Consider the following 18591-nt stretch of genomic DNA (forward strand, 5'->3'; position numbering starts at 1 on the left):
GGCAATGCCTCGCGCCCCTTGTGGACAAGGTGTGCCTCTTCGTGACGTGCCCCGCGAGGAGCCGTCAGCCGGTGCGCACCACCAGCGCCGTGGCCACCGCCATCAGGCCTTCGCCGCGACCCGGGAAGCCGAGCCCGTCCGTGGTGGCGCCGGAGACGGAGACCGGGGCCCCGGCCGCCTCGGACAGGACCTTCTGTGCCTCGTCGCGGCGCTTGCCGACCTTCGGACGGTCCCCGACGACCTGCACCGCCACGTTGCCGATCCGGAAGCCCGCCCCACGCACGATCCGGGCGGCCTCGGTCAGCAGCGCCACGCCGGACGCGCCGGACCACTCCGGGCGCCCGGTGCCGAAGTGCTGTCCCAGGTCACCGAGGCCGGCGGCGGAGAACAGCGCGTTGCACGCGGCGTGCGCCACGACGTCCGCGTCCGAGTGCCCGGCCAGGCCCGGCCCCTCGCCCTCCCACTTCAGGCCGGCGCACCACAGCTCGCGGCCCTCCTCGAAGGCGTGGATGTCGGTGCCGATGCCGACCTGCGGAAGGGGTGCCTCAGAAGCCATCGTTCAGCCTCCTGCGGGCGAGGACCGCCTCGGCGAGCACCATGTCCAGCGGCCGGGTGACCTTGAAGGCCTCCTCGTGCCCGGGCACGACGACGACACGCTCGCCGAGCTGTTCGACCATGCTCGCGTCGTCGGTGACGTTGTCGGTGACGGTCTCGTGCGCCCGCAGCAGCGTCTCGCGGTCGAAGCCCTGCGGCGTCTGCACGGCGCGCAGCCGCGCCCGCTCCGGCGTGGCGAGCACGGGCTCCGGCTCGCCCGGCGTCCGCGCGGGCTCGACCTCCTTGACGGTGTCCGCCAGCGGCAGCGCCGGCACCACGGCGTGCGCGCCGTCGCGGACCGCCTCGATCACCGCGTCGACGGTGTCGACCGGGACGAGCGGGCGGGCGGCGTCGTGCACCAGCACGATGTCGTAGCCGGGCGGCAGCGCGTCGAGGCCGAGTTTGACCGACTCCTGCCGCGACGCGCCCCCGGGGACGACCAGGAAGTCGGTGCGCTCGGGCAGCGCGTGGGCGTCGAGCAGGGACTTGACGTCGGCGGCCCCGTCGGGCGGGGCGACGACGACCACGAGGGAGACGGCACGGGACGCGGCCAACGCGCGTACGGCGTGGATCAGCATCGGCGTGCCGTTCAGCGCGCGGAGCGCCTTGGGGGCGCCCGGGCCGAGGCGTACACCCCGGCCGGCGGCCGGGATGACCGCAGCGGTACGGACTCCTGCGGGCGAAGGGCGCGAAACGTCAGACATCGTTTCCTGTCAGGTTTGTGTGCTCGGCCTACGTGGGTATGGCCTCAGCGTGCAAGAGTGCGGGCGCGTACCGCTCTGACCGGACCCTTCCGTGACCCTGGTCGAGCCGGCCGCCCGGGCACGGCACGCACAGTACCGGGGGGAGTTTCCTCGGCGCAGGGCGGACGTACGGGGCGTACGGAAGCCACCCGGCGGGTGGGACGCGCGGATGGCTGACATACGACCATGTGGTCGGGTACGAACATGCCGCAGCGCCCGGCGACTGGATTGTCGCATCGGGCACCGCGGCATTTCGATGTGCTGAGCGGGGCGGCCTGCCTCGCGTCAGGAGGCGAGCACCTCGTCGAGCAGAGCCTCGGCCTTGTCCTCGTTCGTGTTCTCCGCGAGAGCGAGCTCGCTCACCAGAATCTGGCGAGCCTTGGCGAGCATGCGCTTCTCACCGGCGGAGAGTCCGCGCTCGCGCTCACGACGCCACAGGTCACGCACGACTTCCGCGACCTTGATGACATCGCCGGAGGCGAGCTTCTCCAGGTTTGCCTTGTAACGACGCGACCAGTTCGTGGGCTCCTCGGCGTACGGCGCACGCAGCACCTCGAAGACCCGGTCCAGCCCGTCCTGACCGACCACATCACGCACGCCGACGAACTCCGCATTGTCCGCTGGCACACGTACCGTCAGGTCACCCTGGGCGACCTTCAGCACCAAGTAGGTCTTGTCCACGCCTTTGATCTGGCGAGTTTCGATGGCCTCGATCAGCGCGGCCCCGTGATGGGGATAGACCACGGTGTCGCCAACCTTGAACGTCATGTGACAGGTACCCCTTCCGTGGCTATCCAGAGTAACACGGAAACGGCGGCTTCTGAATGGCGTTTTCGCAGGTCAGGGCATATCTCGGGGCTTGACAACAGCAACAGGAACGTGCTTCGACCAACCGTCGGAACAAGGTATCCGCAGGTCGGAGCCGCTCTCCGACCCGACTGAAACGCGCACGTCACGTCCGCCCAACGCCCCCACCAGGCGGCCGAAAGTCCCCATATGTCCGGTTCCAGACGCTCGACTTCCGCTACTCCGTTCGGCGCGCGTCGGCCGGTACGAGACGTTTCCGGAATTGATCACGACACTCCCGGAGCGACTCTCCGGTGATCAATTTCCAGGTCGGCCGCGCATTCCTTCACGTAAATTTCGCGAAGGCTTATGTGAATGCCGTACGAGCGCGGGACGCGCCCGAACAGGGAGGCTCTCCGTACCCCTGCTGAGGGAAGCCGGGCCGTCGCGGGGGAGGGTCGGGTGCGGGCGGCGGGGAACGGCTCGGTAATCTAAGGCCGCTGACAGCCACTGAGGGCGGCTTTACCAGGAAAGCCGCCCCTGCGTTCAAGGAGTTGCCGCCGCCGTGAGCAGCAGCCTTCGACGCGGCGCCCTCGCCGCTTCCGCCATCGCATTCTCGATCGCCTCGCTCGCCGCCTGCGGCGCCGGCAACAACTCGCAGACCCTGCAGATCGTGCCGGACAACGCGGCCACCAGCGTCGGCGACATCAAGATCCAGAACGCGCTGGTGATCACCCAGGCCGACCGGGAGGCCACCGGCCCCGCCGTCGTCTCCGCCACCGTCTTCAACTCCAGCGACCGTGCCCAGACGCTGGAGTCCATCACCCTCGACGGCGCCCAGCAGGTCACTCTCTCCCCCGCGTCGGGCAAGGGCGCGCTGAGCATCCCGGCGGGCGGCTCCGTCGTCATCGGCGGCAAGGGGAACGCCTCGGCGGTCCTGCAGAACGCCGAGTCCCTCACCGACGGTGACGCCCACAAGGTCACCTTCGCCTTCAGCGAGACCGGGGACGTGAGCCTGCAGGCGTTCATCGTCCCGGCTGAGGGCTTCTACGCCTCCTGGGGCCCGAGCGGCTCCCCGGCGGCCGGCGCGTCGCCGTCCCCTTCGGCGACCGGTGAGGCCGCCGAGGGTGCCGAGGGTGCCGAGGCCGGAGAGACCGATGAGGCCGGGGAGGCCGGGGACGAGGGCGCGACAGGCGCTCCGGAGGGCTCGGCGTCCGACGCCGCCGATACCCCGACCGACGCGGCGTCCGGTTCGGCGTCCGGGTCCGCCGAGGGCGACACCGCCGGTCACTGAGGCTCGTGACCGCCACCGGGCGCCGTACCCGGTGGTCGTACACACCGAGCTCGTACGCGGAAGGGCGGGACCTCACGAGGAGGTCCCGCCCTTCAGTGCCGGTGCGTGATCGGTTTACGGCTCGAACTTGTAGCCGAGACCGCGGACCGTGACCAGGTAGCGCGGCGCGCCCGGGTCCGGCTCGATCTTGGCGCGCAGGCGCTTGACGTGGACGTCGAGGGTCTTGGTGTCACCGACGTAGTCGGCACCCCAGACGCGGTCGATGAGCTGCATACGGGTCAGCACACGGCCCGCGTTGCGCAGCAGCATCTCCAGGAGGTCGAACTCCTTCAGCGGCAGGTCGACCTTGGAGCCGGCGACCGTGACGACGTGGCGGTCGACGTCCATACGGACGGGACCGGCCTCGAGGGCCGCCGGGGCCACCTCCTCCGGCTCCCCGCGGCGGCGCAGGACGGCCCGGATACGGGCGACCAGCTCGCGCGAGGAGAACGGCTTGGTGACGTAGTCGTCGGCTCCTATTTCCAGCCCGACAACCTTGTCGATCTCGCTGTCCTTGGCGGTCACCATGATGACCGGGACATTGGAACGGCCGCGCAGCTGGCGGCAGACCTCGGTGCCCGGCAGGCCGGGCAGCATCAGGTCGAGGAGGACGAGGTCGGCGCCGTTGCGCTCGAACTCGTCGAGTCCGTCGGGCCCCGTGGTCGCGACCGCGACCTCGAAGCCCTCCTTGCGGAGCATGTACGACAGGGCGTCGGAGAAGGACTCCTCGTCCTCGACGACGAGCACACGGGTCACGGAAGGACCTCCGGGGCGGGAAGCGGTTCGTACGGTGGTCTTGCGGGGGACGGATCGGCGGACTGCCCGGCCTCGTCGTCGAGGGCGGGGTGCTGGTGCGCCCGGTCGCGGGCCAGACCCGCCTCCGGCAGCCGCAGCGTAAAGGTGGAGCCCTGTCCCTCGGAGCTCCACACCGTGACCTCCCCGCCGTGCGAGGCGGCCACGTGCTTGACGATGGCGAGCCCGAGCCCCGTGCCGCCGGTGGCACGGGAGCGGGCGGGGTCGACGCGGTAGAAGCGCTCGAAGACGCGCTCCTTGTCCTTGTCGGAGATGCCGATGCCCTGATCGGTCACGGCGACCTCGATGGTGTCCCCGCCGGAGCCGCTGACCCGGCGGGCGGCGATGCCGACGCGGGTGCGGGCGGGGGAGTAGTTGACGGCGTTCTCCACCAGGTTGCCGAGAGCCGCGGCCAGCTGGCTGCGGTTGCCCCAGACGTGCAGGTCGGCGGTGCCGCCGGCGGCCATGGTGATCTGCTTGGTGCCCGCCTGGTGCCGGCACCGGTCGATGGCCTCGGCGACCAGTTCGTCCACCCGGACCGGCTCGGCGTCCTCCAGCGGGTCGTCGTTCTGGACCCGGGAGAGGTCGATGAGCTCCTGGACCAGGTTGGTCAGCCGGGTCGCCTCGATCTGCATCCGGCCCGCGAAGCGCTCCACCGCCTCCGGGTCGTCCGAGGCGTCCATGACGGCCTCGGAGAGGAGGGAGAGCGCGCCGACGGGGGTCTTGAGCTCGTGGCTGACATTCGCGACGAAGTCGCGCCGCACCGCCTCTATCCTGCGGGCCTCGGTGAGGTCCTCGACCAGCAGCAGCACCAGCCGGGAACCGAGGGGGGCGACCCGGGCGGAGACGGCGAGCGCCTCGCCGCGGCCGGAGCCCCGCCGGGGCAGGTCCAGCTCGACCTGGCGTATCTCTCCGTCGCGCCGGGTGTCGCGGGCCATCTGGAGCATGGGGTCGACCGCGAGCTTGCCGCCACGCACCAGCCCGAGGGCGTAGGCGGCGGAGCTGGCCTTGACCACCGCGTCGGCCTCGTCGAGGACGACGGCCGAGGAGCGCAGCACGGACAGCACCGTGTCCACACCGGGTGGCAGCACGGGATCGGTGTGCAGGGAGGTTCGGGTGGGGCGTTTCAGGTCGCGTTCGCTCCAGCGGAACGCCAGCATGGCGATGACACCGGTGAGCACACCGGCGATCGCTGCCGCTGCGGCGACCGCCGCGTTCACGTCCATGCACCCAGGTTAGGCATGCGCTACCCCTTACCCACAGCCGTCCGAGTGGGACCTCGAACACTCGTCGCCCAGAGTTCACCTTGGAGCCAGTGTTGATTCATTTGGGGTGGCCGAAACGGACGCGTAGGGAACGGAACGTGGGAGCGTGGGGTTCGCACCACCGATTCACGACGGGGTCCCGGCGCAACCGGCACTTCGGACGGGGTATCGGCCTGCCCGGCACTTCGAACGGAGTTCCGGTACGACCGGCACTTCGGCAGGCCCCCATGAATCCCCCAGGACATCGCACGAGAGGGAAACCTGATGCGGGACGCGTACCACGAGGAACTTGACTCGATCGGCGACGGCCTGGTCGAGATGGCCCGGCTGGTCGGGTCGGCGATCGGACGCGCCACGACGGCCATGCTCGACGCCGACCTGAAGCTGGCCGAAAGTGTTATCGAGGGTGACAAGAAGGTCGACGACCTGCAGCACGACCTTGAGGCCCGGGCGATAGCCCTGCTGGCCCGCCAGCAGCCGGTGGCGACGGACCTGCGGATAGTGGTCACCTCGCTGCGGATGAGCGCGGACCTGGAGCGCTCCGGCGACCTCGCCCAGCACGTCGCCAAGCTCGCCCGGCTGCGCTTCCCCGAGCGCGCGGTCCCGCAGGACCTGCACGCGACTCTCCTGGAGATGGGCCAGCTCGCGCAGCGCCTGATGGCGAAGACGGCCGAGGTCATCATCACCAAGGACATCGACCTGGCGATGCAACTGGAGCAGGACGACGACGAGATGGACCAGCTGCACCGCACGCTCTTCCAGCACCTGATGGACGACCGCTGGAAGCACGGCATCGAGACGGCGGTCGACGTGACGCTGCTCGGCCGCTACTACGAGCGGTTCGCGGACCACGCGGTGGCGGTGGCCAAGCGTGTGGTGTTCCTGGTGACGGGCGAGCACGCGGACGAGCTCCAGGCGGACGTCGTGCCGGGGGTGGAGGGGGCCTGAAGGCGGGGCGGAGGAGCCTGAAAGGGGCTTCCGAGGTTCGTCAGGGGCGCGTTTCCGCCTCCGTGCGCCGTTGATGCGCCCGGAGAAGCGGGCATGGAATGAGCACAGGCACAGTGCCTTGAGGAGGGACCCATGGCTGAATCCCCCAGCACGCCCCGTACGACCACGCCCGACCCCACGCAGGAACGCCCCACCGAGCAGCCCGTCGACATCAGGAGCCTGACCCTGATCGGCGCGTGCGGCTGCGGCTCGGGGTGCACGTGCGGTTGCCAGCAGGGCAATCCTTGCCAGTGCGGCTGAAGTCGTACTTGGAGTTCTTACGACGGTGAAGGGCCCCCGGCGAGAGTGCCGGGGGCCCTTCGCGTGGGCGAGGAGGGGGTGCGGGGCCGTGAAGGTCGCCGCGGCCCGGCATACGGCGCAGCATGGAGGAGGAAGCGACCGACCGGGCAGCAGGGAAGGAGGTGCGAGGCCATGGCCCAGTTCATGGACGTCCACCGCGGGATGCGGGGCATCACGGCGGACCAGCTCCACGAGGCCCACCAGGCCGACCTCGCCATCGAGAACGAAGAGGGCGTGCACTTCAAGCAGGCCTGGGCGGATCCGGACTCCGGGATCGTGTACTGCCTCTCCGAGGCACCGTCGGCGGAGGCGGTCCAGCGGATCCACGAGCGGGCGGGGCACAAGGCGGACGAGGTGCATGCGGTGCCGTTGACGGCCTGACGACTCGCCCCCTTGGCCGCCTGCGCAGAACGAGCTCCCGGCTGCGATCCACAGGTCGGGAGCTCGGAGGAGTGGGGCACCGACGGTGAGTTGCTCCTTGAGTCCTTGCGCGCGGCCAACGCAACGCGCCCTGTGATCCCGGTCCTCGGCGGGCATCGCGCTCAGCCAGGTGTCACTCGACGGATGGGCGGCCGACTTGCTGATGGTCCGCTGCGCCGCCGACCCGATCGCCTGCGTAGCCCGTAGCGGGCTGAACGCCCGTGCCACAAACGGAAGCGAATGACGCTGCGGTCGGCCGCTTCGGCCGTGTGAGGAAGCCCTTCGGCAGCGCGACGGCGGTGGAGAACGCGTCCGTCGAGACCCGGCCGAGCAGGACCACCGCGCTCACGATCCCGTACGCCGAGAACGGCCCTCCATCCCAAAGACAACTCGCCCCCGGCACACCCGTGTTCACCGCGTGGGGCTGTCACAGACGAGGAGGCCGTCTTGTCCTCCCGGCGAACAGTCTCTGCTGGGAGGAATACATGAGCGCTGAGCACGCACACCTGCCGCCAGGCATTGAGGTGATCACGACCCTGCCGGACGCGGCGGCCCGCATCCCGGCCGGCGCCGAAGCCAGGACCATCCGGGTCACCCTGTCGCCCGGCGACCCCGGCGCGCCCCCGCACCGGCACCCCGGGGCGATCTTCGGCTACGTGACCCAGGGCGAGATCCTCTTCGAACTGGAGGGACAAGCGCCCAGGGTGCTCAAGGCCGGTGACGCCCTGTTCGAGCCGGGAGGCGACGTGATCCACTACCAGGGCGCCAACAACCTTCCGAACGCGCAGTCGCAGCTGGTGGTGACCATGTTCGCGCCGCCGGGTACCCCGATCCTGACCGTGGTCAGCGCGGAGGAACTGGCCGAACGACGGCACCTGCGGGTTACCCAGCCCTGACTCTTCGCGGGACCGCGCGGCGGGCATGTATGGCGTACGTCACTCAATGACGAGGCGTGGAAGCGAGCACCCGCGAGCGCCGAAGTGATCCCGAAGCCCCCGCCCCGCGAGAGACTCGCAGGTCGGGGGCTTACCGGCGTCGCGTTACTTCTTCTTGCCCTGGTTCTTGACCGCCTCGATCGCCGCCGCAGCCGCGTCCGCGTCGAGGTACGTGCCCCCGGGGACGACCGGCTTGAAGTCGGCGTCGAGTTCGTAGGAGAGCGGGATGCCCGTCGGGATGTTGAGGCCCGCGATGTCGGCGTCCGAGATGCCGTCCAGGTGCTTGACCAGGGCGCGCAGGGAGTTGCCGTGGGCGGCGACCAGGACCGTGCGGCCGGTGAGGAGGTCGGGGACGATGGCGTCGAACCAGTACGGGAGCATGCGGACGACGACGTCCTTCAGGCACTCCGTCTGCGGGCGGATCTCCGGCGGGAGGGTCGCGTAACGCGGGTCGGAGAACTGGGAGTACTCGGCGTCGCGGTCCAGCGCGGGCGGCGGGGTGTCGTAGGAGCGGCGCCACAGCATGAACTGTTCCTCGCCGAACTCGGCGAGCGTCTGCGCCTTGTCCTTGCCCTGCAGGGCGCCGTAGTGGCGCTCGTTCAGGCGCCACGAGCGGTGGACCGGGATCCAGAGGCGGTCGGCGGCCTCCAGCGACAGCTGCGCCGTGCGGATGGCGCGCTTCTGGAGGGACGTGTGGACCACGTCGGGCAGCAGGCCGGCGTCCTTCAGCAGCTCACCGCCGCGCGTCGCCTCCTTCTCGCCCTTCGGGGTGAGATTGACGTCCACCCAGCCGGTGAACAGGTTCTTCTCGTTCCACTCGCTCTCGCCGTGGCGGAGGAGGATCAGCTTGTACGGTGCGTCGGCCATGGCTTCGAGCCTACCTAAGCCCCGAGCGGCGTGAGCGGCCCGAGGGGCGGCGGCCGAAACGGCCCCGTGTGGCCTGGAGCACGCACCCGCCGTGTCCACCTTCCGACTGAATTTTTGGTTAACTCCTAAGCAACCTTCCCCCACAGTCGGCTGTCTGGTAATCGCAGGACGGGTGTGGGGGTACACGAAGAGGAGCTCTGAACGTGACCGTGCGTTCCTTTGCGCGGCGGATGAAACCGCGAGTCGAGCGGAAGGCCGCCGAGCGGGTGTGGCAGCTGCGTACCATGCGGCGGCGCCGCAGAGCAGCGGTCGGTGATCCCGTCCTGCGCCCGGTGGCCGTGCGAGGCCAGCAGCTGTACGGCCGGGTCGTGACCCGGTTCACCGCCGCCGAGGCCGCCGCCGCCAACCTCGACCTGGTGGTCTCGGCGCTGGAGCAGGAGGGGATCTCGTACTTCCTCGTGCCGGTCTCCCGTACCCGTCACACCGTGGGTGTGAACGCCGTCGACCGGGAGCGGTTCCTCACCGCCCTGGAGACGCGGCACGCCGGGCAGGCCGTGTTCATCGGCAGGCCGGTCTCCGGTGGCCAGCTCAAGCACCCCGCGATGTTCCTGGACGGCGTGCTGCCGGCCAAGCTGCGCAAGGCTCCCGTGCTGCGGATCGGCGAGAACCACCTCGGGCCCGCCGGCCAGCTGCTCGCCGGGCCCGAGCTGGCCTGCGACGTCGAGTTCTGGGAGGACGGGGCCGAGCTGCTCGCCACCGAGGAGGGGGAGCAGCGGCTGGCGAAGGTGCAGCCGCAGGCCTCCGAGGACGTCTTCCGCGAGTCCCTGATCACGCCGCGCAACAACGGCGTCACGGATGTGCTGCCGGCCTCCGAGCAGCAGCCCGCCACCGTGCGGGTCGGCGACCGGGAGCTGCCGAGCTTCGCGCCGCTCACCCTGCCGACTGTGAACCGCGTCACGTTCCCGGTGGACGTCGTCTACACCTGGGTGGACGGCGAGCAGCCGGAGATGCGGGCCAAGCGGGCTCAGTACCAGGAGCGCGGCACGGCCGAGATCCTGGACAAGGAGACCAACGCCTCCCGCTACACCAGCCATGACGAGCTGAAGTACTCGCTGCGCTCGCTGGCGATGTACGCGGACTTCGTCCGGCACATCTACATCGTCACCGACGGCCAGAAGCCGCACTGGCTCGACGACTCGGCCGAGGGCATCACGGTCGTCGACCACCGCGACATCTTCCCCGAGGACGTCCTGCCGGTCTTCAACTCGCACGCGATCGAGACGCGGCTGCACCACATCCCGGGGCTCTCGGAGCACTACCTGTACTTCAACGACGACGTGTTCGTCGGCCGCCGGATCACCCCGGAGCACTTCTTCCACGGCAGCGGCCTGATGAAGATCCCGGTGTCCCCGCTGAAGATCGGTGTCGGCAAGCCGCACTCCGAGGAGACGGCGACCAACTCCGCCAGCAAGAACGTCCGCGCGCTGCTGCTGGAGAAGTTCGGCCGGATGACGACGAACAACTTCATGCACACCCCGCTGCCGCAGCAGCGCGAGACGCTGCTGGCGCTGGAGGAGTTGTTCCCGGAGGACGTCACCCGCACCATGGCGTCCCGCTTCCGCTCGCCCACGGACATCGCCATGACGGCTCCGCTGCTGTACCAGTACGCGCTGATGACGGGCCGGGGCGTGCCGGGCAAGTTCGGCTTCCGGTACGTGAACATCAGCCGCCCGGACGCCGAGAGCCGCCTGGACGACCTGCGTCAGAACCGCCGCTTCGACTTCTTCTGCCTGAACGACGTCGACGTGCCGCCGGAGGAGCGGGCGCGGGTCAGCGTCCGGATGAACCAGTTCCTGGAGAACTACTTCCCGTTCCCCAGCCCGTACGAGAAGCAGAGCGGGAAGAAGGCCGGAGCGCCCATCGGCCGGCAGGCCGCGGAGCCGACGGAGCTGACGGAGCCCACGCAGAAGCCGGCCGTTCCCTCCGAGCAGCAGAGCTGACCGGGCCACGGCCATGGGAATCCGTCACCGTTTCGCGGCACCCCCGGGCCTGAGGGCCGCCCGGGACCTCGCGCTGCGCCTTCGGCTCCGGCTGTGGGCCCGGCTCTGGGCGCTGCGCGCGTCCCGGGCCCGTCGGCGGCTGCGCGCCGACGTCCCCGGCCTGCGTCGGGTCGCCTGCGGCCCGGCGCGGCTGTACGGGCGTACGGTCACCGGCTTCACCGCCGCGGAGGCCGCCGCCACGGATCTGGAGCGGGTGTGCGCCCTGCTGGAGGCGGCCGACGTGCCGTACTTCCTGGTCCCGGCCGACCAGGGGCACGCCGGTTTGCGCCAGGTGATCGGCGTCGCGCAGACACATCGCGGCACGGTGCTGGACGCCGCCGCGCGGCACTTCGCCCGCACGGCGGCGTTCGCCGGTGCCGTCGGCCCGGACGGCACCGTCACCACGGCGGTGCTGTGGGCCGACGGAGGGCTGCCGCGGGCGCTGCGGCGGTCGTCGGTGCTGCGGACCGGCGAGGTGCGTCTGGGCCCGCAGGGGCAGGTGCTCGGCGGTCTGGAGTCGGGGTGCGACATCGAGTTCTGGCGGCACGGCCGGGACCTGGGCGCGGACCCCGGCCATCTGACCGTGCCCGGCGTACAGCTGCCGGACGCCTTCGGGACGGCGCTCGTAGCGCCGCGCCGCAACCCGGTCTCGGAGGTTCTCCCGGTGTCGGCGCAGCGGCCGGCCGTGGTGGACGCCCAAAGCCGGAGCGTGCCGACGTTCGCCCCGTTCGCCGAGCCGCGCATCGACGAGGTGTGCTTCCCCGTCGACGCCGTGTACACCTGGGTCGACGGCGCGGATCCGGCGATGGCCGCGAAGCGCCGCGCCCACCAGGCGGCCTCCGAGAACGTCATCGCCCCGCGCGAGACCGGCGACTCCCGCTACACCAGCCATGACGAGCTGAAGTACGCGCTGCGCTCGCTGGAGATGAACGCCGGGTTCGTCCGGCACGTCTACCTCGTGACCGACTCGCAGGTCCCCGATTGGCTGGATCCCGAGGCGGAGGGCCTGACCGTCGTCGACCACCGGGACATCCTCCCGGCCGAGGCGCTCCCGGTCTTCAACTCGCACGCCATCGAGAGCCGGCTGCACCACATCCCGGGCCTGTCGGAGCGCTATCTCTACTTCAACGACGACGTCTTCATCAACCGCCCGGTGCGGGCCGAGCACTTCTTCCACGGCAACGGCATCGCGCGCATCCCGCTGTCCCCGCTGAAGCTCGGGATCGGCGACCCGCACCCGCTGGAGCCGGCCCCGAACTCCGCCGGGAAGAACACCCGCGAGGTGATCCGGCGCTTCCACGGCCGCCAGATCACGCACAAGTCGCTGCACACCCCGCATCCGCAACTGATGTCGGTGATGCGGGAGATGGAGCAGCTCGGCATCGAGGAGCTGGAGCGGACGTCGTACTCGCGGTTCCGTTCCACCAGCGACGTCGCCCCGGCGTCCACGCTGCACCACCACTGGGCGATCGCCACCGGCCGGGCCGTGCCGGCCGACTACCGCTTCCGCTACGTCCAGCTGGGCACGCCGGACATGCGGCGCCGGCTGGCCCGTCTGGAGGCGGGCGAGGACATCGACTTCTACTGTCTCAACGACGTGGACACCGACCCGGCGGAGCGGGCGGCGGCCCAGGCTGCCATCCATGGCTTCCTGGAGCGGAAGTATCCGTTCGCCAGTCGCTTCGAACGGGCGGCGGGAGTCGCCCCGCAGCCCACTCGATTGACGCTCCCCGTCAATTGAGTGGCGGTCCCGCGGATCCCGTTTGTAAGTTGTGGGCTCTGCTTGCGCCGCTTACAGCTGTGGGGGATCCGCGATGTCGTCAGCAACCCTGAGACGTGTGGTCCGGGAGAGCGTCTCAGGGCTCCCCCGTGAGTTCTGGTGGCTGTGGACCAGCACGCTGATCAACCGGCTCGGCGGGTTCGTGGCCACCTTCATGGCCATGTACCTGACCATCGACCGCGGCCACTCCGCCTCGTACGCCGGACTGGTCGCTGCGCTGTACGGGCTGGGCGGCGTCGTCCTCTCCCTAGGCGGCGGCGTCATGGCCGACCGGCTGGGGCGGCGGCCGACGCTGCTCATCGCCCAGTCGTCCATGGCGGTGTCCGTCGCGCTGCTGGGCTTCGTGCGGCACCCGGTGGCCATCGCCGCCGTCGCCTTCCTGGTGGGCGCCGCCTCCAGCGCCTCCCGGCCCGCGGTGCAGGCGATGATGGCGGACATCATCCGCCCGGAGGACCGCGTCCGCGCGTTCTCGTTGAACTACTGGGCGATCAACCTCGGCTTCGCGATCTCCTCCACCGCCGCCGGCTTCATCGCCGAGGTCAGCTACCGCGCCGGCTTCCTGATCGAGGCCGGCATGACCATGGCCTGCGCGATCGTCGTCTTCGTGAAGCTGCCGGAGTCCAGGCCCGAGCGGACGGCCACGGCGAAGCAGGCGGATGCCGTCTCCCTCGGCACCGTGCTGCGCGACGGCCGCTTCATGGGCGTCGTCGGGCTGTCGTTCCTGCTCGCGCTGATCTTCCAGCAGGGCTCGGTCGGCCTGCCGATAGCCATGGGCGAGGCCGGGTTCACGCCCGCCGACTACGGCATGGCACTCGCCGTCAACGGCGTCCTGATCGTCGCGCTCCAGATCCCGGTCACGCGTTTCATCGAACACCGCGACCCCCGGCGGCTGCTGATCATCTCGTCGCTGCTCGCCGGGTACGGCTTCGGCCTCACGGCGTTCGCCGGCTCGGTCGGTCTCTTCGCGCTCACCGTCTGTGTGTGGACCCTCGCCGAGATCGTCATGGCGCCCACCCAGACCGGCCTCGTCGTCGCCCTCTCCCCGGACCACGGGCGTGGGCGCTACCAGGGCATGCACACCATGTCCTGGTCGGTCGCCGGTCTGATCGCGCCGCTGATGTCGGGCTTCGTCATCGACCGGTACGGCGCGCAGTGGCTGTGGGGGATCTGCGCGGTCATCGGTACGGCGGCGGCCCTTGGGTACGGCGTCCTGATGCGCCGCCCGCCCCGGCCAGAGCCGGCCGTGGTCGCGGCGCCTTCCCCGGCGAAGTCCGAGGTCGGCGCCGCCTGACACCGGGCCTACGGGTGCATCCGCGCGCCCTTGAGGGCCTTGTCCACGGCGTTGCGCGGGCCGTGGACCGCGAGCCCCACCAGATCCAGCTCACCCGTCCGTACGGCCCGTACCGCCGCCCGGTTGTCGCTGTCGTTGCCCGTCGCGAACAGGTCCGAGGTGAAGACCGCGCGCGGCAGGGCCCGCGAGAGCACGCGTGCGTGGGCCGCGGTCAGCGTCTCCTTGGTGCCCTCGAAGACCAGCACCGGCTGGCGGAACATCGGCAGATAGGGCACGCCGTCGGCGTCCTCGTAGGGCTCGCCGATCACCTCGGGGACCTCCCGGCCGAGGCCGCTGACCAGGAAGGCGGTGACGTTCAGCCGCTGCCAGGTCTCCAGGTCCTCACGGAGCAGGATGGCGATCTTGGTGTCGAAGCGGTCGGCGCGGACAGGTGCGGAATCGTTCATGGGAGCAGCCTGCCGACCGTCGTACGGGCCCGTCTTGTACGTTTTTTGCATGGCCCAGCAACGGGAGGTGTCCGCCTGGCGGCCGCCCGTCGCGGGCGTCGTCGAGGTCTTCCACGCCCACTTCACCGAGTACGCCTATCCGATGCACGTCCATGAGGCGTGGACGCTGCTCATCGTGGACGACGGCGCGGTGCGCTACGACCTGGACCGGCACGAGCACGGCACCCCGCACGACACCGTGACCCTGCTGCCGCCGCACGTCCCGCACAACGGCTCAGCGGCCACCCCGAACGGCTTCCGCAAGCGGGTGCTGTACCTGGACGGCCCGCTGCTCGGCGACGAACTGATCGGGCCCGCCGTCGACGCGCCCGACCTGCGCGACCCGGTGCTGCGGCGGCGCGTCGGACAGCTGCACGCCGCGCTCCGCGGCCCCGGTGACGAGCTGGAGGCCGAGAGCCGGCTGACGCTCGTCGGGGACCGGTTGCGCGCCCATCTGCGCCCCCGGCTCGCCACCACCGGACCGCGCACCGACCCCGCCCTCGCCCGGCGGCTGCGGGAGCTCCTCGACGAGCGGGTCGTCCACGGCCTCTCGCTGGACGAGGCGGGCGGGCTTTTGCAGGCCCATCCCGCCCATCTGGTACGGGCGTTCAGCGGGGCGTACGGCATCGCGCCGCACCAGTACCTGAACTCCCGGCGCGTCGAGCGCGCCCGGCGGCTGCTGCTGGCGGGCGTCCGCCCGGCCGAGGCGGCGGCCGCGACCGGGTTCTACGACCAGTCCCATCTCACCCGGCACTTCCGGCGGTTGGTGGGCGTGACCCCGGGGCGCTACCGGGCGGGTTCGCCGCTCTCAGGTCCCTCGTCCTGAATCAGGTGCGCGAACGCGTCCAGGTTGCGGGTCGACTCGCCGCGCGAGACGCGCCACGCGTACTCCTTGCGGATCGCGGAGGCGAAGCCCTTCTCCAGAAGGGTGTTGAAGGCGCCGTCGGCGGCCTGGAGGATCTGGCCGAGCAGCCGGTCGATCTCCTCCGCGGTGACGGCGGCGAGTGGCAGCTTGCCGGTGACGTAGATGTCGCCGAGCGGGTCGACGGCGTAACTCACGCCGTACAGCTTGAGGTTGCGCTCCAGGAGCCAGCGGTGGACGGCGGGTTCGTTCTCGTCGGGGTGGCGGATGACGAAGGCGTTCAGCGACAGGGAGTGGCGGCCGGCGATCAGGGAGACCGTCGTCGACAGTTTGCGGGTGCCGGGGAGCTTGACCACGTAGTGGCCCGGCGTGGGACTCTCCCACTCCAGCTCGGCGTCCTTGAACACGCCCTCGATGACCTGCGCGGCCCGCTGCTGTGCATCGCCCATGGCGGCAGCGTACGTCAGCCGTGGTGGGCCCGGGAGCGGCGGCGGTGGGACTGCAGGGCCGCCGTGTAGACCTCCGCCGTGGCGGCTGCCGAGGCGTCCCAGCCGAAGGAGCGGGCGTGGTGGGCGGCGGCCGTGCCCAGCCGGGCGCACAGCTGCGGATCGTCGGCGAAGTCCCGCAGCACGCGCGCGTAGGCCGCCGGATCGTGCCCTTGGACGAGGAAGCCGGTCCCGCCGTCGCGCACGGCCACCGGGAGCCCGCCCACCGCGGCGGCCAGCACCGGCGTACCGGCCGCCTGCGCCTCGATGGCGACCAGGCCGAACGATTCGCTGTACGAGGGCATGACCAGCACGGACGCGGCCCTGAACCAGTCGGCGAGCTGGTCCTGGCCGACCGGCGGGCGGAACCGTACGACATCGGCGATGCCCAGCCGCGCGGCCAGCTTCTGCAGGCCCTCCGGCTTGGCGAGGCCGCTGCCGCTGGGGCCGCCGACGACCGGGACGACCAGCCGGGAGCGCAGGTCGGGGCGCTCGTCGAGCAGGACGGCGACCGCGCGCAGCAGCACGTCGGGGGCCTTCAGAGGCTGTATCCGGCCCGCGAAGAGGGGGATCAGCGCGTCCTGGGGCAGGCCCAGGCGGGCACGGGCGGCGGCGCGGCCGTCGGCCGGGTGGAACCGGTCGAGGTTGACGCCCGGGTGGACCACGGCGACCTTGGCGCGGGCGGCGGCATAGTGCCGTACCAGCTCGTCGGCCTCCTCGGCGGTGTTGGCGATCAGCCGGTCCGCGGCGGCCACGATCTGGGTCTCGCCGATGACCCGGGCGGCGGGCTCGGGGGTGTCGCCGTCGGCGAGGTTGGCGTTCTTGACCTTGGCCATGGTGTGCATGGCGTGCACCAGGGGAACGCCCCAGCGCTGGGCGGCGAGCCAGCCGACGTGGCCGGAGAGCCAGTAGTGCGAGTGGACGAGGTCGTAGTAGCCGGGGCGGTGGCCGGCCCAGGCCTGCATCACGCCGTGTGTGAAGGCGCACAGCTGGGCCGGGAGGTCCTCCTTGGCGAGGCCCTCGTAGGGGCCCGCGTCGACGTGCCGGACGAGGACGCCGGGGGCGAGCTCCACGGCGGGCGGGAGGGCGCCGGTGGTCGCGCGCGTGAAGATCTCGACCTCGATGTTGAGGGCGGCGAGGCGCTGCGCGAGTTCCACGATGTACACGTTCATGCCGCCGGCGTCGCCGGTGCCGGGCTGGTGGAGCGGTGAGGTGTGCACGGAGAGCATGGCCACGCGGCGGGCGCGGCGGTGACCCAGACGGAGCCGCGAGGCGGACGCCGGCGAGCGGCGACCGAGCCTGCTGACGTAATGGCTCACGTGCCGTTCCTCCCTGCCGTGGGCATGCCTGATCGAGGACACCAGGCCCTCCGAACCTCTCCAACACCGGAGGTCGGTGCTCCATTTCCGGAGATTGGTTTTTTGCTGAATCATTACCGCCGATCGCTCAACCGTTCGAGGCCGGGAAGCGTCTGTCCGGAGCGGGGCGGAGACGTCCGGCGAAGCATCCGCCGGGCACCCATACCCTCGTGGGTATGACAGCCCGCCCAGCGACCCGCTCCCCCTCTCGGCTTCGCCCGAGCGGGGGGACTTCCGTCGTGGGCACGGTGACGCGCGGGACGACCCATCCGAACCGGCTGCGGCGCATGGACCGCTGGATCGCCGCCACGCACGGGGCCGAGTTGCGCCGCGCCCCCGCCCCGGTCGCCGTCGACCTCGGCTACGGCGCCGCCCCCTGGACCGCCGTCGAGCTCCTCACCCGCCTGCGTGCGACCGCGCCGCACGCGCGCGTGGTCGGCGTCGAGATCGAACCCGCGCGCGTGGCGGCCGCGCAGCCCTACGCGCGCGAGGGGCTCGCCTTCCGGCACGGCGGCTTCGAGATCCCGCTCCCCCGGCGGCCCCACCTCATCCGCGCGGCCAACGTCCTGCGGCAGTACGACGAGGCGCAGGTCGCCGGCGTCTGGGAACGGCTGTGCGCGCGGCTCGCGCCCGCCGACCCGGCGTCCGGCTCGCGGGGCGGGCTGCTGGTCGAGGGGACCTGTGACGAGATCGGGCGGCGGCACGTGTGGGTCGCGCTCGGCCCGGAGGGCCCGCGCACGGTGACCTTCGCGACCCGCCTCGGCTCCCTGGTACGCCCCTCCGACCTGGCGGAACGCCTGCCCAAGGCGCTGATCCACCGCAACGTCCCCGGCGAGCCGGTGCACGCCTTCCTGCGCGACTTCGACCGCTCCTGGGCCGCCGCCGCGCCCTACGCGTCGTACGGCGCCCGCCAGCGCTGGATCCGGGCCGTGCGGGACCTGACGGCCGACTGGCCGGTGACGGACGGTCCGGCGCGCTGGCGCCAGGGTGAAGTGACGGTCTCCTGGGGAGCGTTGGCGCCCCGCGCGTGACGGGCCCGCCCGCCGCATCGGTGCGGGCACGGCCCCAACGGCGTTGGTGCCCCGGCCTTTCGGCCTTTCCCCCTCGTTTCCCCTGAGCGCCGGATCACACGGAACGATCTCGGTGAGCCGTTCGTCACAAAGGCGGGGGGATCGTCGTGCGACGGCCGGAATGGGGGAGGGAGTCACTGCCTCTGTCGTTTTGCGCCACGGCATGGCACGATCGCCCGGGCGTTCGATGTTACTGACG

Annotated in this window: 19 protein-coding genes; 10 read left to right on the forward strand and 9 right to left on the reverse strand. The window is 71.2% G+C overall.

Features of this window, described 5'->3' with window-relative positions; all coding sequences use genetic code 11:
• Window positions 1–64: 64 nt before the first annotated feature.
• From ispF to ACFV6X_RS08865, 3 genes are all read right to left on the reverse strand, one after another.
• A complete protein-coding gene (gene ispF / locus ACFV6X_RS08855) occupies window positions 65–556 on the reverse strand; it encodes a 2-C-methyl-D-erythritol 2,4-cyclodiphosphate synthase (protein WP_385379695.1) in 492 nt (163 codons plus the stop codon).
• Window positions 546–1298 (reverse strand): 2-C-methyl-D-erythritol 4-phosphate cytidylyltransferase, encoded by a 753-nt coding sequence (gene ispD, locus ACFV6X_RS08860; protein ID WP_385379698.1) that lies wholly within the window; start codon window positions 1296–1298, stop codon window positions 546–548. Before ispD ends, ispF begins: the two co-directional genes overlap by 11 nt.
• A 324-nt stretch (window positions 1299–1622) precedes the next feature.
• The gene (locus ACFV6X_RS08865; RefSeq protein WP_003953493.1) at window positions 1623–2105 is read right to left on the reverse strand and encodes a CarD family transcriptional regulator; all 483 of its coding nucleotides are present in this window, start codon (window positions 2103–2105) and stop codon (window positions 1623–1625) included.
• 583 nt (window positions 2106–2688) lie between these two features.
• Here ACFV6X_RS08865 and ACFV6X_RS08870 point away from each other — a divergent pair.
• A complete protein-coding gene (locus tag ACFV6X_RS08870) occupies window positions 2689–3417 on the forward strand; it encodes a DUF461 domain-containing protein (RefSeq protein WP_385379700.1) in 729 nt (242 codons plus the stop codon).
• Window positions 3418–3531: 114 nt separating this feature from the next.
• On the opposite strand, the gene ACFV6X_RS08875 is transcribed toward ACFV6X_RS08870, so the two are convergent.
• Entirely contained in the window at window positions 3532–4212 is a 681-nt protein-coding gene (locus ACFV6X_RS08875; RefSeq protein ID WP_362754850.1) for a response regulator transcription factor, read from the reverse strand.
• A complete protein-coding gene (locus ACFV6X_RS08880; RefSeq protein ID WP_385379703.1) occupies window positions 4209–5474 on the reverse strand; it encodes a sensor histidine kinase in 1266 nt (421 codons plus the stop codon). Before ACFV6X_RS08880 ends, ACFV6X_RS08875 begins: the two co-directional genes overlap by 4 nt.
• Window positions 5475–5777: 303 nt before the next feature.
• On the opposite strand from ACFV6X_RS08880, the gene phoU reads away from it, so the two are divergent.
• From phoU to ACFV6X_RS08900, 4 genes are all read left to right on the forward strand, one after another.
• Window positions 5778–6461 (forward strand): phosphate signaling complex protein PhoU, encoded by a 684-nt coding sequence (gene phoU / locus ACFV6X_RS08885; protein WP_385379706.1) that lies wholly within the window; start codon window positions 5778–5780, stop codon window positions 6459–6461.
• A gap of 132 nt (window positions 6462–6593) precedes the next feature.
• Entirely contained in the window at window positions 6594–6761 is a 168-nt protein-coding gene (locus ACFV6X_RS08890; protein ID WP_385379708.1) for a hypothetical protein, read from the forward strand.
• A 171-nt stretch (window positions 6762–6932) separates the two neighbouring features.
• A complete protein-coding gene (locus ACFV6X_RS08895) occupies window positions 6933–7181 on the forward strand; it encodes an SCO4226 family nickel-binding protein (protein ID WP_385379711.1) in 249 nt (82 codons plus the stop codon).
• 524 nt (window positions 7182–7705) lie between these two features.
• A complete protein-coding gene (locus ACFV6X_RS08900) occupies window positions 7706–8116 on the forward strand; it encodes a cupin domain-containing protein (protein ID WP_385379714.1) in 411 nt (136 codons plus the stop codon).
• A gap of 144 nt (window positions 8117–8260) precedes the next feature.
• Here ACFV6X_RS08900 and ACFV6X_RS08905 read toward each other — a convergent pair whose 3' ends face one another.
• Window positions 8261–9022 carry a phosphoglyceromutase gene (locus ACFV6X_RS08905; RefSeq protein WP_385379717.1) on the reverse strand — a complete coding sequence of 254 codons (762 nt, stop codon included), beginning with the start codon at window positions 9020–9022 and terminating at the stop codon, window positions 8261–8263.
• A 230-nt stretch (window positions 9023–9252) separates the two neighbouring features.
• Here ACFV6X_RS08905 and ACFV6X_RS08910 point away from each other — a divergent pair, with 230 nt between their 5' ends.
• From ACFV6X_RS08910 to ACFV6X_RS08920, 3 genes are all read left to right on the forward strand, one after another.
• The gene (locus tag ACFV6X_RS08910; RefSeq protein ID WP_385379720.1) at window positions 9253–11022 is read left to right on the forward strand and encodes a stealth family protein; all 1770 of its coding nucleotides are present in this window, start codon (window positions 9253–9255) and stop codon (window positions 11020–11022) included.
• A 13-nt stretch (window positions 11023–11035) separates the two neighbouring features.
• On the forward strand, window positions 11036–12802 hold the full coding sequence (locus ACFV6X_RS08915; protein WP_385379723.1) for a stealth conserved region 3 domain-containing protein: 1767 nt from the start codon (window positions 11036–11038) through the stop codon (window positions 12800–12802).
• A 73-nt stretch (window positions 12803–12875) separates the two neighbouring features.
• Window positions 12876–14132: an MDR family MFS transporter gene (locus ACFV6X_RS08920; RefSeq protein WP_385379726.1), complete on the forward strand. Its 1257-nt coding sequence runs from the start codon at window positions 12876–12878 to the stop codon at window positions 14130–14132.
• Window positions 14133–14140: 8 nt separating this feature from the next.
• Here ACFV6X_RS08920 and ACFV6X_RS08925 read toward each other — a convergent pair whose 3' ends face one another.
• Window positions 14141–14629, reverse strand: a complete 489-nt coding sequence (locus ACFV6X_RS08925) for a DUF2000 family protein (RefSeq protein WP_385379729.1) — start codon at window positions 14627–14629, stop codon at window positions 14141–14143.
• On the opposite strand from ACFV6X_RS08925, the gene ACFV6X_RS08930 reads away from it, so the two are divergent.
• A complete protein-coding gene (locus ACFV6X_RS08930) occupies window positions 14628–15443 on the forward strand; it encodes an AraC family transcriptional regulator (protein WP_385379732.1) in 816 nt (271 codons plus the stop codon). The two genes, ACFV6X_RS08925 and ACFV6X_RS08930, sit on opposite strands and share 2 nt — an antisense overlap.
• Here ACFV6X_RS08930 and ACFV6X_RS08935 read toward each other — a convergent pair.
• A complete protein-coding gene (locus tag ACFV6X_RS08935) occupies window positions 15404–15928 on the reverse strand; it encodes a YbjN domain-containing protein (RefSeq protein WP_385379735.1) in 525 nt (174 codons plus the stop codon). The genes ACFV6X_RS08930 and ACFV6X_RS08935 overlap by 40 nt on opposite strands.
• 14 nt (window positions 15929–15942) lie before the next feature.
• Window positions 15943–17283: a D-inositol-3-phosphate glycosyltransferase gene (gene mshA / locus ACFV6X_RS08940; protein WP_385379738.1), complete on the reverse strand. Its 1341-nt coding sequence runs from the start codon at window positions 17281–17283 to the stop codon at window positions 15943–15945.
• A gap of 278 nt (window positions 17284–17561) precedes the next feature.
• Between mshA and ACFV6X_RS08945 the strand changes: the two genes are divergently transcribed.
• Window positions 17562–18353: a class I SAM-dependent methyltransferase gene (locus ACFV6X_RS08945; RefSeq protein WP_385379740.1), complete on the forward strand. Its 792-nt coding sequence runs from the start codon at window positions 17562–17564 to the stop codon at window positions 18351–18353.
• The last annotated feature ends 238 nt before the right edge of the window (window positions 18354–18591 follow it).

Origin of the sequence: Streptomyces sp. NPDC059861, assembly GCF_042731435.1 — a bacterium.
Taxonomy (GTDB): domain Bacteria; phylum Actinomycetota; class Actinomycetes; order Streptomycetales; family Streptomycetaceae; genus Streptomyces.

Bases quoted from the DNA above. Each gene is read 5' to 3' on its own strand.
- ACFV6X_RS08905 (WP_385379717.1), bottom strand. From the start codon at position 9,022: ATGGCCGACGCACCGTACAAGCTGATCCTCCTCCGCCACGGCGAGAGC.
- ACFV6X_RS08880 (WP_385379703.1), bottom strand. From the start codon at position 5,474: ATGGACGTGAACGCGGCGGTCGCCGCAGCGGCAGCGATCGCCGGTGTG.
- ACFV6X_RS08915 (WP_385379723.1), top strand. From the start codon at position 11,036: ATGGGAATCCGTCACCGTTTCGCGGCACCCCCGGGCCTGAGGGCCGCC.
- ACFV6X_RS08890 (WP_385379708.1), top strand. From the start codon at position 6,594: ATGGCTGAATCCCCCAGCACGCCCCGTACGACCACGCCCGACCCCACG.
- phoU (WP_385379706.1), top strand. From the start codon at position 5,778: ATGCGGGACGCGTACCACGAGGAACTTGACTCGATCGGCGACGGCCTG.
- ACFV6X_RS08930 (WP_385379732.1), top strand. From the start codon at position 14,628: ATGGCCCAGCAACGGGAGGTGTCCGCCTGGCGGCCGCCCGTCGCGGGC.
- ACFV6X_RS08920 (WP_385379726.1), top strand. From the start codon at position 12,876: ATGTCGTCAGCAACCCTGAGACGTGTGGTCCGGGAGAGCGTCTCAGGG.
- ACFV6X_RS08925 (WP_385379729.1), bottom strand. From the start codon at position 14,629: ATGCAAAAAACGTACAAGACGGGCCCGTACGACGGTCGGCAGGCTGCT.
- ACFV6X_RS08895 (WP_385379711.1), top strand. From the start codon at position 6,933: ATGGCCCAGTTCATGGACGTCCACCGCGGGATGCGGGGCATCACGGCG.
- ACFV6X_RS08900 (WP_385379714.1), top strand. From the start codon at position 7,706: ATGAGCGCTGAGCACGCACACCTGCCGCCAGGCATTGAGGTGATCACG.
- ACFV6X_RS08935 (WP_385379735.1), bottom strand. From the start codon at position 15,928: ATGGGCGATGCACAGCAGCGGGCCGCGCAGGTCATCGAGGGCGTGTTC.
- ispD (WP_385379698.1), bottom strand. From the start codon at position 1,298: ATGTCTGACGTTTCGCGCCCTTCGCCCGCAGGAGTCCGTACCGCTGCG.
- ACFV6X_RS08865 (WP_003953493.1), bottom strand. From the start codon at position 2,105: ATGACGTTCAAGGTTGGCGACACCGTGGTCTATCCCCATCACGGGGCC.
- ACFV6X_RS08910 (WP_385379720.1), top strand. From the start codon at position 9,253: ATGAAACCGCGAGTCGAGCGGAAGGCCGCCGAGCGGGTGTGGCAGCTG.
- ispF (WP_385379695.1), bottom strand. From the start codon at position 556: ATGGCTTCTGAGGCACCCCTTCCGCAGGTCGGCATCGGCACCGACATC.